We start from the raw sequence: 15,960 nt of genomic DNA on the forward strand, positions 1-15,960 counted from the left end.
ACTACTCAACACTTTGCGCCAGTTTGCGCGCCTGTTTTTTCAGGTTTTCATTCTTGAAGTTTTTAGCCACGGTTTTATAGATTTCAGCGGCCTCTTCAGTCTGGCTGTTGATTTCACTGATCTGCCCCATACGAAGCAAAATAAAACCTGTCAAATCATGCTGCGGATACTGAGTCACCATTTCATCAATCTGACCCAGGCTGCTGCGATAGTCTTTTTTCAGGAAGTAACTTTCAGCAATGAAAAAACGCGCCTCTACACTGTGCTGGGACAACGGGTATTTTTCCAGAAGCTGACCAAATTCACGAATGGCGCGGTCATATTCCTGACCGTTAAAGTAACGCTTGCCCTTTTCATAGATGGCGCCAGACAGATCCAATGCCTCTTCGCTGGCCGGCGCACGCACCACTGCGGAAAGATTATGAAGTTCATACTTTGCTTGAAGTGTTTTGTCGTTCGGAAGGACCTGCGCGACGGTTTGCTGGAAGTCCTTTAACTGATACGTCAAAAGAGAGTTGTTGAATTTCTCTTTTTCCACCTGTTTTTGCAGGGATGCCAGGCGCATTTCATACTCTTCATGACCATTAAAATGCGCCACGAATGTGGCATACACTCCCATGAACCCGACAGCCAGGCACAGGCAGAAAACGACAAATAAAGAGTTCTGATTTTTCATGTCTCACTTATCGGCAAAAACCGATAAATATTGAGACTGTCTTATTTCGAGACAGACTTCTGGTCGTAGGTATAGACACTCTCGGCGTCCAGATCCTTCCACTTCCCGTCTTTCTGAATTTTCGGCGCCACACGCCCCTTAACCACCTGCAGCTTTTTGTCGGCATGGGAATACCAAAGATGGATCGGGTCAACAATAGCGGCGATGATAAAACTTGTGGGCTTCATACGAAGCTCCATCCACTTGCCACCAGCCACGTCTTTTTCGCCGACCTTTTGCAGAGTGAAGCCGACGGTCTCCAGGCGATCCCAAACAGCGAAGCGAACATCCAGCGGTTTCCCACCGGCCAGCGCGCCCCAGTTTTTCTCAACAAAGGCGTTGAAATTCGGCGTGCTTAACACAAACCCGCTCAGCTTTTCATCGGCACTTTTCTTTTTCCCACCCGGGCCTTCGTATTCGAAGTAAATGCGCCCCTCGCGCACCTGGAAACGGCCTTTTTCACCAGTCTGCTTGCGGTCGATTTCATAGGACAGCACCTCAGCCTCTTTGATCAGACCTTTTTCCGTCACCACAATCTTGCCATCGGGATCGCGAAACTCCGTCTGCGTCTGCACTCCATCTGCGAGAGCCGCAAGATCCACATTCAATGTAAAGAGAGTTTTTTGGCGATTTGATTTCAAATCGTAAAGGGTTGCGGAAGAATAGTTTTGAGCAAATCCGAATGCCGGAAACAAAAGTGCCAGAATCAACGCCATAAAGCCCCCCATCTAAAGTCCATAGTACCCAATGGAACAAAAAATAAAAAGCATGACACTTAACAGCCATTAATTTCTGCAACACATCCTGGACCGGAAAATTTCATTTCGCTTGACCATCCCGACACAGAAAACTAGGGTAAGTTCCTTCGGGATGAGGATTGGAAAGCTATGAACAAAGCGCAATTGGTGGAACTGGTCGCAGAAAAAACAAAGACAACCAAAAGTCAATCCGAGCTGATTCTCGACGCCACTCTGGAAGCCATTCAAGAAGCATTAAAAGATGGTGATGAAGTTAAACTTGTAGGTTTTGGCACATTCTCCCGCAGTTCCCGCAAAGCACGCCAGGGCCGCAATCCTAAAACCGGCGAAACCGTGAAAATTCCCAGCGCCTACATTCCAAAATTCAAACCCGGCAAAGACCTTAAAGACGCCCTTAATTAAATTCGGGTCGATCTAAAATTCGCGACCATCCGCTCATGCCGGACTTCCAAATGTAATTTTGAGCACTGACGCGCTGACTGCGCAAAGACTCCTGAACTTCACGGACAGAATAGGGTCCTTCCTGAACCAGAGCTTTGCCATCATCAGATGCCACCAGCAGCACCCACTCTTTATCATCAGCCGCGATATCCATACCCTGCACATAACCTTGTGTGGCCGGGAATAAACTGCGATCAAACCCCCACTCCCAGGCAGATTTCCAACTTCCGTCAGAATCACAGGAAATCAAATCGTGAGGACCGATGTCACCTTTAAGTATGAGCTGACGGATCTCTTCAAAACCGACAGGGCCCTGGGGTTTCAAATTTTTATTGTAGTACCAACGGTCATTTTTCATAACTTTTCCTTTTTGCTCAGGAATGGTGCCGGCAGGGATTCAATCACCTCCAGCGCTTCATAGTAAACCACATCAAAATGCGGATTTCCTAATGGCTTTTTCAGGAAGGTGGCCAAAGTGGCAGCCTTAATCAGCTTTTTTTGATATCCGCCGAACAGGCGCTCCCCCATCATCCCACCCAACAAAGATGCTGCCAGAACATAGCTCCACTTTTTACGCGGACGCGCCTGCAGGCGATGGCCAGGAACTCCGGTGATGACCATCAGCTCATGCATCTTCTGCGCAAGCGCCAACTGCAAGGCCTCTTTCCCCAAATCCGACGGACCACGAGCCGCCAGGCTGGCCTTGATGTCTGCAATTGTGTCAGTCTTGCGTTTGTGGTTGATGATTTTAGAGCCAAAATAGGCCACGGCCTCTTTCCAAATCAGACGCAGAAAATCACTGGGAACATCCATCGGGATCTGTTTTTCACCGCTGACTTGAGCATGCACAAAATGCATTGCCAGAGAGGCCGCGTGATTCACCGTTCCCCGCGCCAGATAGGCCGCACTGATTTCCGGCAGATAGAACGAGTTTTCATCGGCAATCATCATTTCGATCCAGCGCAATTTTTTGGGGTCATAATGCTCACGCACCTGGCTCCAGAAAGAACTGTCACGGGCCGTGTAGACAGACAAGTTTGAAGTTGAAACTGTCAACCCCAACTCTTCTGAAATGATCTTCACATAACGGCCGACGTGATCCGTATAATCCAGCAGATCCTCATCATCATCTTCGTCGTCGTCATGCAGTCCCAGATCATAGGTCTGCTCCAGATACATCAAATAGTTTTGCCACTTCACCCACGGCGGAACACTCATCAGACAAAAAATATTCTGAGAAAGACGTACCAGGTCCGTAGTGGATTCAAGCTCCCGGTTCAGCAACTGGAAATAGATTTTCTCGGAGTTCTGGAAAATACGCAAAATACGCTTGGCAAACGGCGCCCCCAAAATACGCACGATCTCGGCAGGGATATGATCCGCAGCCAGATGCAAATCCCCATAGATAACGAAAACCAAATGATCAGGGTGAGCCTTCACCAGTTCCGCAATTTTTTTGCCCGCAAAGACATCCCGGGACTTTAAAGTGGTGGCATTGCGTTTTTTATAACTGCGATTGATTCCGCGGACCGCCACCTTGTTTTTTTGCGCCCAGCGCAACAGCGGACGATAGTATTCCCATGGAAATCCCCATTTGGTCTGCCATTGCACTGACTTAAGAAAATCACGCTCAGACATCTTCCCCGACATAAAGCGGTCGATTTTTTCCTGATCTGCGGCCTCGAGAAACTCCACCGCCAGAATGGTTTTGCGGTCTTTGGGGATATTACGAAGGATGCGCGCCTGGGCCTTTTGCGACTGATGAAGGGCGTGGAAGTCCCCGACCATAACGACCTGGGAATGGCTCATCTGCTCCCATAGAGCTTCCTTGGTGGAGGCCGTCCATTTCTTGGCGAACTCCTTTTCATAGACCTTTTGATAGCGCATCAATTCGGGCGTGTCCCGGCCCAGTCGATGCCGCACCTGCTTTTCCATCTGCAGATACAGGTCTTTGCGAATACGTATCCATTTTTGTAGGTCGTTCAAGCTGTCTTCCTTGAGAGCATTCCGAAGTATTTTTACATAATTTCGATTGATTTCAAACACGATTCTAAGATTCAATGGGGTCATGAAAAACACAGTCAGCAAATCCAAGTTCCTGCTTTTCGCCATGATTGCCACCCTGATCGGCGTGGGCGTTCATATCTATTTGACCCTGCACTATTATGACATCAAGTTCGGCCTGTCTGCCGGCGATTCCATGTGCAATATCAACGAAGTGCTGAACTGTGACGCTGTGACCGCCAGCAGATTCTCTGCTTTCCTGGGTGTGCCAATCGCTCTTTGGGGCGTGATGACCAATCTGGTTCTGCTGTATTTCCTGGGCGTCAGCCGCTTCAATCTTGTTCAGGATCCGGATCGCACCTCCCGCTACGCTTTGTTGCTTTCCGGGGTGACGGTGCTGGCTTCCGTTGTGATGGCGGTGATCTCTGTCACGGCGATGAGCAATCTTTGCATCTTCTGCATCACGGCTTACGTTCTTTCAATCATCGGCTTCATCTTTACCTGGATGGGGGCTGAAGATGTGTCTGCTGAAAATATCAGCAATGACATCAAAGACATCTTCACCTCCGAACGCTGGGTTGCCGGCTTCCTTTTGGCGATTCCGGCTTTTGCATTCCTTGCAAATATTATGTATCTGGAAAGCCATGGTCTTTCCGATGTTGAAAAGATGGCCAAAGAAAAAGTGGCTTACTGGCAAGTGGCTCCCCAGCAGAACTTTGACCTGACAAAGGGTCTGAGCATGCAAAAAGGAACTGACGAACCCGTGATGACCATCGTGGAGTTTGCTGACTTCCGCTGCGGTCATTGCAAGCATGCAGCCGCTCCTTTGCACAACTTCACCAAAAACCACCCGGATGTGCGCTTGATCTACAAACCATTCCCTTTGGATGGCACGTGCAATGAAGCCATGAAAAACGGCGGCGGCGATGGCATCTCTTGCGGTCTGGCATTTGCGACTTTGTGCTCTGAAAAAATCGCACAAAAAGGCTGGGTGGCGCACGACTATATCTTCGAGAATCAGGAAGAAATCACGCGCATGATGAACCTGGACAAGAACCTTGAATCTATCGCGACAGCGACTGGCATCCAGTTGGAAGAACTGAAAACCTGCGTGAAAGGCACTGAGATCCCGGAAATCGTGCGCAACACAGCCAAAGAAGGCGAAGTGGCGCAGATCCGCGGAACACCGGCGATCTTTGTGAATGGCAAACTGCTGGACGGCGGTCAGTTGATCCCGGTCCTTGAAGCTGCTTATAAAACACTGAAAAAGTAAGATGAAAAACGGCCTCTAAGAGGCCGTTTTCTTTTAGAATCCGATCATTTCGGCCAGTATGTTGGCGAGCTTCCCGAAGCCGTCGTCAAACACCACAACACTGGTCTTTGCCAGGCCGTTGACGATATCCAGCCAGAACGCCAGGACAATAATTGCCAAGGATGCAAACCACGCCGCCTTCACCACATAAATGGTGGAACGAACATCCTGAATACGCAAATCGCCCTGAACTTTTTCAACGATTTTCAAAACATACTGAAGTTCGCGGAAGTGCTCTTTGAATTTCTCGCGAAGCTCCTGCTGCTTGGCGCGCGTCAGGGAGTTGATCCCCGGAAAGCTTCTTTTGGCTTTAATTGCATAGATCAAGTCGATGGAATGATTGATGTATCGAGTGACTTTATCCTGAAAGTTCGGGTACTCGGAGGGTTTTTCCAAAAAGTCTTTCAGCTCTTCGATGGCGCGATCATAACGCTCATCCAGAACCCATGTCAGAATGTTATAGCGCAGCGACTCCGGCCGACCCAGATCCGACTTGTCGACATTCATATCGAAGAAAGCGCCTTCTTCCCTTTTTTTAGCTGGATCCGCAGCGTTTGCGGCGTCTTTTAATGCGGGTACTGACATGAGTATCTTTTCGGCTGTTTGGCGGCGATATTAAGGTCTTTTCTTATTACCTAGGTCCAGTCTTAGTACCTTGGTTTGACTAATTATGTCTCATCCTGAGAACATGGACTTAGGGCGACCTAGACTTCATGGAGGAGGGCTATGGAAACCGAATCTTTCCAGACCGCGAAACTTGGACATTTAGATTTTGATTCACCTCGGGAATCCCAGCCGGTGGGCAATATCCCATTGCCTGATGAGCTGCCCCGCCAGAACGATTTCAGCCATCTCCCAAAAGAGATCCTGAAGTCCTCCACTGTTGAAAATCTGATTTCACAAAACGAAGACCTGATGGCCCGCCTGAAGGTGACTTTGCGCCGTCTTTCTTTGCTGGAAACAGAAAATCAGAAATTCAGCGAAGAGGCCAACAAAGCCCGTCTTTCCCAATCTTCTGTGACCGATCAAATTCTGGTCTGGAAAGAAAAAGACAATCTGTGGAGACAAAAAGTCGATCAACTGGAAAGAGAAAAAGAAATCCAGGCTGAAAAGCTGCGCGCGCTGACTGAAAAAACACAAAACATGGCCACCGAACTGGCTCGCCATGAAAAGTACCACGAGCGCATCAAAACCCAGGTTAAACCTTATATCTCTGAGCTGAAGGAGTACTCCCGCACCCAGGACTTGCGCCTGCAGGAGCTGGAACAGTCCGCCAGCCATAAAGAGGCCCAACTGCGCGATCTGCGTCACCAAATCATCGAGGTGACCAAGAACTCCCGCTATCAAGTGGAAGCCTCCGAGAAAAAAGCTCAAGAAATGGTTCACTTCTATGAAGAGCAGATCGAGCGCCTGACCAGGGAAGTCGCACAGCTACATCAGATTCAAGAAGAACTTGAAGTGAAATCCATAAAGCTGCACAGCGCCCTGGAACGTCAGGACACACTGGAAAACGAAGTAGTGACTCTTCGCCGCAGCAAAGAGGAGCTGAAAGACCGCTACGAACAGGAAATCTCCCGCCAGCAGGAGCGCATCAGCGAGCTGACCCGCCAGAACCAAAAACTGGGTGTGGAGCATGCCGATTTGCAGATTCGCGTGGTGGAAGATCAGGAAAAGATCCAAAGACTTGAAAAAGACCACTATCAGGCCCAGGAGCAACTGGAAAGCCTCAGATACATGTGGACTGCCAAGAACGATGAAAACGAAAAACTCAAGGTTGCAGCCGCCGCTTTGGAGCGTTTGAACCTTGAGCTAAGTCAGAAACTTAATGAATTGCGTAAACAGGACGGGCCCACAGCTTAAAAGCTTTGCAGGGCCCCTTCGATACTTTCGTGCACTTCCAGGCTGGCACACTCAGAGAATGAGAATAGGCGCTGGAAGTCCGGGGTCAAACCCGCGATCTTCACATTCATGCGGCTCCCCGCATTCAATTCATTCAAAACACCAAAGAAAGACTGGATCCCGGAAGAACCGACAAAATGCAGGTTTTTCATGCAAAATACGACTTTGCGGTCGGAAAAATTCTGCAGGCAGGCTTTTTTAAAGGACTGAGTTTTTTCGATTTCAATGCGACCGCTCAAAGACACAACGGTGATGTCACCATCGAGCACGAGTTTGACTTCCATGTTAAGACCTCATCAACCTAAGTTAAGTGTTCTATCTTAACGGCCAAAATCTATGACATTTTGAGTCCAAAAAGAGACCAGTTTCACCTCGACAAAGGCCCTAAACCATCCCTAGAATACTTTGGTGCTTCGAAGCTGGATCGTCTTGATTTCATTTTTACTGGTGACAGTGATGTCATCTTCTTTTGCCCTGGGTGCAGAACCCATGGCGAAGATCCATGATATGCTGATCAATGCCGACAGCATGTACCGCGATACCGAAAAAGAAATCGTCGAGCTGGAAGGCAATATCCAGATCGTCTACAAAGGCCAGCACATCAAAGCTGACAAAGCTATCACCTCCCTGCGCTCCCGCCAGGTGGAACTGTACGGCAACGTGGAAATCATGGATGCCAAAAACACCATCGTCGGTGATCAGGTGTTCCTGGATTATGAAAACAACACCGGGATGATCTATAACGGTTCAGTGCAATCCGGCCCGATCATGTTCTCGGGGGATGTTTTGCAAAAAACCGGCGAATCCGAATTCGTCGTCAGCTCTGCTGATTACACGGCCTGCACCAACTGTCCGGCTTCGTGGAGTTTCTCAGGCACCACGGTGCGCGCCGAACTGGGTGGATACGCTTACATCAAAAATGCCGTTCTGCGCTTTGGCCACGTTCCGGTTTTCTGGATGCCTTATCTGATTGTTCCGCTGAAGAGTGATCGCCAATCCGGTTTACTGACACCGACCTTTGAAGTTTCCGACAAAGGGGGCTTCGCGATTTCCCAACCGTACTTCTGGGCGATTTCACGCAGCACCGATGCGACCATCGAAGTGAAAGACTACGCAAAGCGGGGTCTTAAAGGTTTGGTTGAGTATCGCTACATGCTGAATGAGACCTCCAGCGGAACCATGAATTTCGGAACGATCTTCGACCAGGCGTTCGCGCAGGATGATCGTTTGAATCTGTACCGCCCGGCCACGGAAAAAGGCGACCCTCTGGAACGCTGGTTCCTGCGTTATGATCACTACTATGACATGCCCGATGGCATCATCCACCGTGCCCAATTAAATCTGGCCAGCGACCTTCAATATCCGAAGGACTTCCCGACGGAGACCCTGAACCACGGGGACTCGGCGATGGAAAACCGCATGTCCTTCACCAAGAACACTCTGGATCAGCACTACAGTGTGGATTCATCGTACTATGTGAACATGCTGCACGGGAATCCGCAGGAAGGAAACGAAGACGCCGTTCACCGCATTCCGGAACTGCGCTTTTCGCAAACTCAGGAAAATATTGGCGAGACCAATTTCATTTATTCATTGAATCTGACCTATGTGAATTTCACCCGCGCCGGTCAGGCTTATGATGACATGACCGAGCAGACTATTAACGGAAGTAAAATTCGCTTCCCGACAAACACCTGCAACGACCCGCGCTGGGAAGACAATCCCAACTGCCGCCGCGTGTACGATGGCTCTTACGATCCGGGTCTGGATCAGATCCGCACTGGTCAGCGCCTGGATTTTATGCCGGCATTGTACTACCCGCTCAAATTCGGCGATGGCCTGGATGTGATTCCGGCAGTCAGCTATCGTGAAACACACTACGGCTTCAATATCGACGAAGACCAGTATCTGGCACGTCGCTACATCCGCACAGAAATCGGCGCACGCACAAACCTGAGCCGCATCTATGGCGACACTGTCAACTCCAAGGCCACCCGCTATAAACACGAAATCATCCCGGAAGTGACCTACACGCGCCTGCCGTGGGTTTCTCAGGATGACAATCCATTCTTCGGCACCGGGTCCATTTCCGATGCGCCCTATACGGCTCGTGACAGTATCACAGACCTTGATATCGCCAGTGACTATGGGGTGCAGTTTGACTATTACGATCGCGTCTATGACAGAAATCTGGTGACGTTGGCTCTGATCAACAAAATCACCGAAAAGCGCTGGATTGGTGAACGCCCTGAATACCGCCAGGTCGGCTATCTGAAACTGGCACAATCCTATGACGGCACCCAGGAAAACAAAGTCGGCGTGAAAGAACCCTGGTCTGATCTGACCGCCACACTGGATGTGCGCCTGGATCGCTTTCAGACTTACTCCATCTTCAATTACTTCCCCTATCAGAACGTGACCAATGCGTCTTCGCGTGTGCGCTTGCTGAACGATATGGGGCAGTTCTTCCAGGTGCAGCTGACCCGTCAATATAAAATCTCTCCGGGACAAGCCGTGAATACCAGTGATCGTCAGGAAGATTACACATTCTCGGCGGGCTTTACTTCCAGATTCATCAACCTGATGGGTAAGTTCGTGTATGATGCCAACTGGGCTGAATCCACCACGCGTGACCAGGTGAAATCCTGGGCGTACATTGCGCAATTCAAGCCGCCGGGCGATTGTATGATGATCACCTTCATTCACGATCAGGTAACCGGTGGGGATACGAATTTCAAATTGAATTTCGAATTCACATTCGACGGAAATCCAAAACCGGCACTGCCGCCGGAAGCTTTGGATTCATACGGATTCTAAAAACTCAAAACCGTGGCAAACACTTCAGCGCCGTCGATCTGACCTTTTTTAAAAGTCGGTGCGATGGCAAAGTCCGGTTGCTGGGACATTTCTGGTTCTTTGTTCATGGAATAAATCCCATAAGCAATTCCCGCATACAACCCCAGCGAGGCCCCGCGGGCCACATTGTTCCAGCTTTGACTGGGTTTATCTTCAACGGCCAGACTGACCACCCCAAGCCCCGCTCCACCCAATGTTCCCCAGGCACAACTGGTCAGGAAACGTTTTAGACTTTGCGCCTGAGCAGCCTGGGATTGAAGCAAAACAAAAATCAGAAGTGGCAGAATTTTTCTCATAAGACATTGTCCCCTGAAAGCGGGGTTTTCAGTCAATCACTGATATCTTCAAAGACTGTGATCTGCCCGTCTTTCGTGACAAAGGCCCAGTGAACCTCCACCGGGATGTCCCAGCGTGAAGCCAGAAACAGCATCGCCCGCACCAGACGGGCTTTTTGTTTTTTACTGATACGGAAAGGCTGAAAGTCCGAAAGATTGGTGGTTTTCACCTCCACCATCAGCAATGTCTGCCGGGAAGTTTTAAACAGCAGATCCACCTCGGCAAAAGGTGTCTTCACCCTCTGTCCAAGCAATTGATAACCTTTAAGCTGATAGTGTTTGATAACCAGAGACTCGGACTGCAGTCCCCGTTCATGCGCCCAATAAGACGGGCGCTGAGAACTATTAAACGTACTCTTTGACGCCGGCGAAGGATCGGCGGTGCGCGATGCACGGGCCGTGATCGACGATGCTTTGTTTGTGAATTGGCGTGGAATAGCCTTTGTGCACTTCGAATCCATAAAGCGGATACATTGCCCCCAGATCTTTCATCAGACGATCACGGGTCACTTTCGCAACAATCGATGCCGCCGAAATCGGCGCCACTCGCAAGTCACCTTTCACGATGGTGCTTTGCTCAAAGCCCTTCAGATTCGGAATCTTTTTGTTGCCGTCCACCAGGACGTGGCCTTTCTTCACTCCCAATTTTTCCACCGCGCGCTTCATTGCCAGCAGTGAGGCATTGAGAATGTTGATTTCGTCGATCTCTTCCACGGAAGCAGAACCGATACCAACAATGTGCTCTTTTAAAATAAGATCCGCCAGTTCTTCACGGCGTTTTTCGGACAGAAGTTTTGAATCAGTCACCAGATCATTCAGGGCATCGGACTTGAAAATCACAGCCGCCGCATACACCGGCCCCGCCAAACAGCCACGCCCCACTTCATCCACACCAATGATCGGAGTCGGTGAATAGTCGCGCCATTCAATTTTCGGGAACTCGATTTTTTCTTTTTTCGCCATGCGGATGCCTCGATGCTTAAGGCCTGCGATGATAGTGGAAGAAGGCAAGACAGGTCACTCAAGATTTGAGTGCGTCAGACGCTGCCATTGTTCAGAAAAAACAAAAGACCCGGAATCGTAAAATCCCAGGTCTTTGCATAAAGCTGTATTTAGTTTTTAAAAAACTATTCTGCTTTGGAGGAAACCAGCTCAGATTCAATCTTAGCTGCTTTACCTTTAAGATCACGCAGGTAGTACAGTTTAGAACGACGTACTTTACCCATATTTACGATCTCAACTTTATCCAAAGCTGGAGATGCGAACGGGAAAGTTCTTTCCACGCCAACACCAGCGGACATTTTACGAACTGTGAAAGACTTCGCAGCACCAGATCCTTGGATCTTAGTTACGATACCTTTGTAAAGCTGAACACGCTCTTTCTCACCCTCTTTAACTTTAACGAATACGTTAACAGTGTCACCAGAGTTGAAGGATTGGATGTTTTTGTTAGCAGCTTTAACACTAACGCGACGAACGAGGTTTGTTTCTTTAGCCATTGCTTAAAATCCTTATAGCAGTCAATTTTCACAAAAAGTAAAACAAGGGTCTACCATGGACCCATGACACGGTCAAGACAGATACTTACGGCAGATCTTACTGAAAGATGCCGATAATCTTTGGGGGGAGCACCCCTAATGCTCTCCAGAACCCCTGAAGAGGATCTGATGAGGTCTTCCGTCAGACCGAAGCCCGTACCAAATAGCATAAAAACTGGCTTTTTGGCCACATGCATTTCATTGCGCAGCTCGGCAAACGAGTACTTGTGCTTTGCCCACTCCGTACGGGCCGTTGTCGCGATCGTCAGCGCCTCCGGGACATTCCAGTCCTCAAAGGCCTTTTCAACGCTCTCAACGGCTTTTACGTTCCCCAGGGCGGTCTTTCTCATGGGGTTGAACTTCGACCCCTGACCGGTGCGCCAGTGATCCAGCACGCGGTCCACGAACATGAGCTGCTCTTTCATGGGATGGATAATGTAATATTTTTCCACTCCGAAGACGGTCGCCGCCCGGGCGATGTCATGAATATCAAAATTGGTGATGTTAGTGGCCACCGTCTTTTGTTTGCTGTCGCGGACCGGATAATGAACCAGTCCAATTGCCAGACGGGGCACGTAAGGTGTTTCTTCAGCCATTGAAGCTTTCCTCATTCAAATCCTCAAGACCCAAAACTTCGCGATCCTGAGGGGATAGTTGCTGCCAGAACTTAAAGAGCTCCTTCAGGGGCTCTGCGGTTTTTTTCTTTTTCAAAGCGCGGTACTTTTCACGTTCTTCCGCCAGATAGATTATGAACAGATCCGGGCGTTTCTTCAGGGTCACCAGCGCCGACACTTTCTTTTTCCAGTCCGCGATCAGCTTGTGATTGCCGCTCAAAAGAACTTCGGGAACATCCTGTCCTAAGTACTCGCGAGGACGGGTGAAATTGGGATGCTCCAGCAGCCCTTCAGAAAAACTGTCTTTGTCCGCCGAATCCGCATGCCCCAGAACACCAGGAATGAAGCGAGAAAGTGCATCGATCACCACCAGGGCTCCCAGCTCCCCGCCCGAAAGCACATAATCCCCGATCGAAATCTCTTCATCGACATAGCTGTTGATGATTCGCTGATCGATGCCGCCATAGCGACCACAGACCAGAACCAGATGTTCCGCCTGGGACAACTCCCGGGCTTTGTCATCCGTAAGCACCGAGCCCTGCGGAGACAAATAGATGATTTTGGAATTCTTATGTTGCACTTTTTGAAGGGATTTTTCGAGAGTCTCAGACAGCATGATCATGCCGTCACCACCGCCAAAGGGGCGATCATCGACCGTGCGGTGCTTGTCGGTGGCAAATTCGCGCGGAGTGTGCGCCTGCACCGACAAAAGATCACCCTTTAATGCCTGCCCCAGGACGCCGTGAGAAACCGCGCCCTGGATCATCTCAGGAAAAAGAGTGATCACATCGATTTTAAGCATTTTCGATATCAAGAAGCCCTTCAGGCAAATCCATCACGACAGCCTGATGTTTGAAATCGATTTTTTTGATAAAAGCATCCACGAACGGGATTTCAGCGGTCTTGCCGTCAGCCGTTTCAACCACCAGCAGATCCTGAACACCGTTGGAGGAAAAACCAACGATTTCACCCAGTACTGTCTGTTCTGGATTCTTCAACTTGAAGTTTTTAATCTCGGACAGGAAGATGGTTTCGCCCGGTTTGGACACCATCAGCTCATCGTCGATGAAGAATTCCATGTGCTCCAGACCTTCGGCCGCTGTACGGTCAGCCACTTCAGCAGCTTTCACGATCAGACCTTTTTTGAAGGGCTTGGTGCGTTCCACTGTGAAAGTTTTGATTTCGTCTGAATCCTTCGCCTTCAGGCCGAAGGTTTTCATACGTTTTGCCCAGGCAATTTCACCAGAGAAGACCAGGACATAAAGGTCTCCTTTAAGGCCGTGAGCTTCGCGGATTTTTCCAACCAATTTCATTTTACGACTCCAGTGAGGCGAAACTGTAAGTCCGCCGGCACAAATAAGAAAGGGGTCACCTATTTGGTAACCCCTTCCATGAGAATTAACTCTAAATTTACTTAAACCAAACTACTCTACGATATCCAGGTGATAACGTTTGTTAAGCTTAGTACCAGCTGCGCGGATGATAGTTCTCATTGCAGCAGCAGTTTTACCTTGCTTACCAATCACTTTACCAAGGTCTTCTTTATCAACCTTCAAAGCAAGAAGTGTGGTTTGCTGACCAGGGATTTCATCAACTTCGACATTTTCAGGTTTGTCCACCAGGGACTTCGCCATGAACTCAACGAGGTCTTTCAAGCTATCCATATTTACCCCCACAGATAGTACCTACCTGATCTAGTTTAGCAAAACCAAGTAGGAAGCCAACAACTTATTTAGCTTGAGCCAATTTGATCACGTGTTTTACGCGATCTGTAGGTTGAGCACCTTTTTTGATCCACTCTTCAACTTTAGCCAGATCAAGCTCAATCTTTTTGTCGTTACCTTTTGGAGATGGAATGTAAGTTCCAAGAATATCAAGGAATTTACCAGTCACATAACGACGGGAATCCGCTACAGTAACGCGGTATTTAGGTTCATGCTTAGCGCCCATACGAGCCAAACGAATTACAACTGCCATTTCTAAACCTCATGTATCAAAAACAGTAAGTCCAAGTTTGTACTTGGATCGTGGTTAAATATCAAGCCCTAAAATGGAAACTTCATTCCGCCCCGGCCCATACCCATTTTCATCATACCGCCCATCATCTTTTTTGCATCCTCAAACTGCTTTATAAGCTTGTTCACGTCCTGAACTTGAGTCCCGCTCCCCTTCGCAATCCTTTGACGACGCGAAGCGTTTAAAATCTTATGGTTATGACGTTCCTGATAGGTCATGGAGCGAATGATCGCTTCAATCTTTTTCATTTCTGCATCCGGAGGGGTCATATTTTTCAGCTGTTTGCTGAGCTCCCCCATGCCCGGTAAAAATTTCAAAATACTTTCAAAGCCGCCCATTTTCTTGAGCTGCTGGATCTGAGTCAGGAAATCCTCCAGAGTGAACTCATTCTTCATGAGTTTCTTGGCGGAATCACGCGCAGACTTTTCATCAATGACTTCCTGGGCTTTTTCAACCAGCGACAGCACGTCGCCCATATCCAGGATACGGCCGGCCAGACGGTCCGGGTGGAAGACTTCCAGAGCGGTGACTTTTTCACCAACCCCCAGAAACTTGATTGGAATGCCGGTCACTTCACGGATCGACAAGGCCGCACCACCGCGCGAATCCCCGTCCACCTTGGTCAGAACCAGGCCCGTCAGATTCAGGCGCTTATGGAACCCCTCAGCCACGTTCACGGACTGCTGACCCAGCATCGCGTCGGCCACCAGCAGGATTTCCTGTGGAGTCCAGATCTCCTTCAAACGCCCCAGCTCACCCATCAGGTCTTCATCGATCTGCAGGCGTCCTGCTGTATCGACGATGACCACCTCGACCATATTGTCGCGGGCCCATTGTTTTGCTTTTTCCAGAATTTCTTCCGGCTTCATGCCCACTTGGGTTGGGAAAGTCGGGATGTTGTTTTGCTTACCCAGAACCTGCAACTGGTCGATCGCCGCCGGGCGATAGATGTCGGCGGGAACCAAACCCGGTTTTTTATTCAGCTTCTGACGGATATACAGAGACAGTTTCGCTGCAGAAGTGGTTTTACCCGCCCCCTGCAAGCCCACCATAAAGATCACGCTGGGATTTTCACGGACATTAATATCAACCGCACCGCCGCCAAGAACGTTCACCAGTTCGTCATGGACGATCTTTACGAACATCTGGCCGGGATTGACGTTGGTCAGAACTTCCTGACCCAGGGCTTTTTCCTTCACCTTGTCGATAAAGGTTTTCACCACTTTGAAGTTCACGTCGGCTTCAAGAAGGCTCAGACGGATTTCCTTGATCACTTCCTCAATATTGGCTTCGCTGATCTTGTGCTGACCGCGGACCTTTTTAAGGCTTGTCATGATTTTATCTGATAAATTCTCAAACATGTGAAACTCCTGAAGGATCTTTCTTTATAACAAGTCGGACGGAATGACAAAGAACCACACTTAACGCGCTGCGCCCCGAGCGCGGGTTGCCGGGCACCTTTTCACACTGGG

General features: G+C 49.2%; 20 protein-coding genes. 4 read left to right on the forward strand and 16 right to left on the reverse strand.

Annotated elements, in window-relative coordinates; genetic code table 11:
* Window position 1: 1 nt before the first annotated feature.
* Together ACZ520_RS09920 and ACZ520_RS09925 are read right to left on the reverse strand one after the other, a co-directional pair.
* Window positions 2-676 carry a tetratricopeptide repeat protein gene (locus tag ACZ520_RS09920; RefSeq protein WP_088565161.1) on the reverse strand — a complete coding sequence of 225 codons (675 nt, stop codon included), beginning with the start codon at window positions 674-676 and terminating at the stop codon, window positions 2-4.
* A 41-nt stretch (window positions 677-717) separates the two neighbouring features.
* Window positions 718-1,431, reverse strand: coding sequence for a hypothetical protein (locus tag ACZ520_RS09925; protein WP_416480576.1), 714 nt, complete (start codon window positions 1,429-1,431; stop codon window positions 718-720).
* Window positions 1,432-1,602: 171 nt separating this feature from the next.
* Here ACZ520_RS09925 and ACZ520_RS09930 point away from each other — a divergent pair, with 171 nt between their 5' ends.
* Window positions 1,603-1,875, forward strand: a complete 273-nt coding sequence (locus ACZ520_RS09930; protein WP_011164549.1) for an HU family DNA-binding protein — start codon at window positions 1,603-1,605, stop codon at window positions 1,873-1,875.
* On the opposite strand, the gene ACZ520_RS09935 is transcribed toward ACZ520_RS09930, so the two are convergent.
* Together ACZ520_RS09935 and ACZ520_RS09940 are read right to left on the reverse strand one after the other, a co-directional pair.
* Complete coding sequence (locus ACZ520_RS09935; protein ID WP_088565159.1) at window positions 1,868-2,272, reverse strand: DUF4339 domain-containing protein; 405 nt, start codon at window positions 2,270-2,272, stop codon at window positions 1,868-1,870. The two genes, ACZ520_RS09930 and ACZ520_RS09935, sit on opposite strands and share 8 nt — an antisense overlap.
* Entirely contained in the window at window positions 2,269-3,900 is a 1,632-nt protein-coding gene (locus ACZ520_RS09940; RefSeq protein WP_464125271.1) for a ChaN family lipoprotein, read from the reverse strand. Before ACZ520_RS09940 ends, ACZ520_RS09935 begins: the two co-directional genes overlap by 4 nt.
* An 82-nt stretch (window positions 3,901-3,982) precedes the next feature.
* On the opposite strand from ACZ520_RS09940, the gene ACZ520_RS09945 reads away from it, so the two are divergent.
* Window positions 3,983-5,191 (forward strand): vitamin K epoxide reductase/DsbA family protein, encoded by a 1,209-nt coding sequence (locus tag ACZ520_RS09945; protein WP_088565157.1) that lies wholly within the window; start codon window positions 3,983-3,985, stop codon window positions 5,189-5,191.
* Between the two features lie 33 nt (window positions 5,192-5,224).
* Here the strand turns inward: ACZ520_RS09945 and ACZ520_RS09950 are convergent, their stop codons facing one another.
* A complete protein-coding gene (locus ACZ520_RS09950) occupies window positions 5,225-5,815 on the reverse strand; it encodes a hypothetical protein (protein ID WP_088565156.1) in 591 nt (196 codons plus the stop codon).
* A 141-nt stretch (window positions 5,816-5,956) separates the two neighbouring features.
* On the opposite strand from ACZ520_RS09950, the gene ACZ520_RS09955 reads away from it, so the two are divergent.
* Window positions 5,957-7,090, forward strand: coding sequence for a hypothetical protein (locus tag ACZ520_RS09955; protein ID WP_464125273.1), 1,134 nt, complete (start codon window positions 5,957-5,959; stop codon window positions 7,088-7,090).
* On the opposite strand, the gene ACZ520_RS09960 is transcribed toward ACZ520_RS09955, so the two are convergent.
* Window positions 7,087-7,413, reverse strand: a complete 327-nt coding sequence (locus ACZ520_RS09960; protein ID WP_088565154.1) for an STAS domain-containing protein — start codon at window positions 7,411-7,413, stop codon at window positions 7,087-7,089. The two genes, ACZ520_RS09955 and ACZ520_RS09960, sit on opposite strands and share 4 nt — an antisense overlap.
* A gap of 172 nt (window positions 7,414-7,585) precedes the next feature.
* On the opposite strand from ACZ520_RS09960, the gene ACZ520_RS09965 reads away from it, so the two are divergent.
* Complete coding sequence (locus tag ACZ520_RS09965) at window positions 7,586-9,946, forward strand: LPS-assembly protein LptD (RefSeq protein WP_232469287.1); 2,361 nt, start codon at window positions 7,586-7,588, stop codon at window positions 9,944-9,946.
* Here the strand turns inward: ACZ520_RS09965 and ACZ520_RS09970 are convergent.
* From ACZ520_RS09970 to ffh, 10 genes are all read right to left on the reverse strand, one after another.
* On the reverse strand, window positions 9,943-10,281 hold the full coding sequence (locus tag ACZ520_RS09970; protein WP_088565152.1) for a hypothetical protein: 339 nt from the start codon (window positions 10,279-10,281) through the stop codon (window positions 9,943-9,945). The genes ACZ520_RS09965 and ACZ520_RS09970 overlap by 4 nt on opposite strands.
* A gap of 32 nt (window positions 10,282-10,313) precedes the next feature.
* Window positions 10,314-10,625, reverse strand: a complete 312-nt coding sequence (locus tag ACZ520_RS09975) for a YraN family protein (protein WP_464128414.1) — start codon at window positions 10,623-10,625, stop codon at window positions 10,314-10,316.
* Between the two features lie 40 nt (window positions 10,626-10,665).
* Window positions 10,666-11,283, reverse strand: a complete 618-nt coding sequence (locus ACZ520_RS09980) for a ribonuclease HII (protein WP_088565151.1) — start codon at window positions 11,281-11,283, stop codon at window positions 10,666-10,668.
* Window positions 11,284-11,447: 164 nt separating this feature from the next.
* Window positions 11,448-11,819 (reverse strand): 50S ribosomal protein L19, encoded by a 372-nt coding sequence (rplS, locus tag ACZ520_RS09985; protein ID WP_088565150.1) that lies wholly within the window; start codon window positions 11,817-11,819, stop codon window positions 11,448-11,450.
* Between the two features lie 50 nt (window positions 11,820-11,869).
* Complete coding sequence (locus ACZ520_RS09990) at window positions 11,870-12,454, reverse strand: RNA methyltransferase (RefSeq protein ID WP_011164561.1); 585 nt, start codon at window positions 12,452-12,454, stop codon at window positions 11,870-11,872.
* Window positions 12,447-13,274, reverse strand: a complete 828-nt coding sequence (gene trmD, locus ACZ520_RS09995) for a tRNA (guanosine(37)-N1)-methyltransferase TrmD (protein ID WP_088565149.1) — start codon at window positions 13,272-13,274, stop codon at window positions 12,447-12,449. The genes ACZ520_RS09990 and trmD overlap by 8 nt, the downstream gene beginning before the upstream one ends.
* The gene (gene rimM / locus ACZ520_RS10000) at window positions 13,267-13,785 is read right to left on the reverse strand and encodes a ribosome maturation factor RimM (protein WP_088565148.1); all 519 of its coding nucleotides are present in this window, start codon (window positions 13,783-13,785) and stop codon (window positions 13,267-13,269) included. Before rimM ends, trmD begins: the two co-directional genes overlap by 8 nt.
* Window positions 13,786-13,896: 111 nt before the next feature.
* Entirely contained in the window at window positions 13,897-14,136 is a 240-nt protein-coding gene (locus ACZ520_RS10005; protein WP_038446499.1) for a KH domain-containing protein, read from the reverse strand.
* Window positions 14,137-14,200: 64 nt separating this feature from the next.
* Complete coding sequence (rpsP, locus tag ACZ520_RS10010; protein WP_011164565.1) at window positions 14,201-14,449, reverse strand: 30S ribosomal protein S16; 249 nt, start codon at window positions 14,447-14,449, stop codon at window positions 14,201-14,203.
* 68 nt (window positions 14,450-14,517) lie between these two features.
* A complete protein-coding gene (gene ffh, locus ACZ520_RS10015; protein ID WP_464125278.1) occupies window positions 14,518-15,849 on the reverse strand; it encodes a signal recognition particle protein in 1,332 nt (443 codons plus the stop codon).
* Window positions 15,850-15,960 lie beyond the last annotated feature (111 nt).

The organism is Bdellovibrio sp. BIS2 (assembly GCF_055398295.1).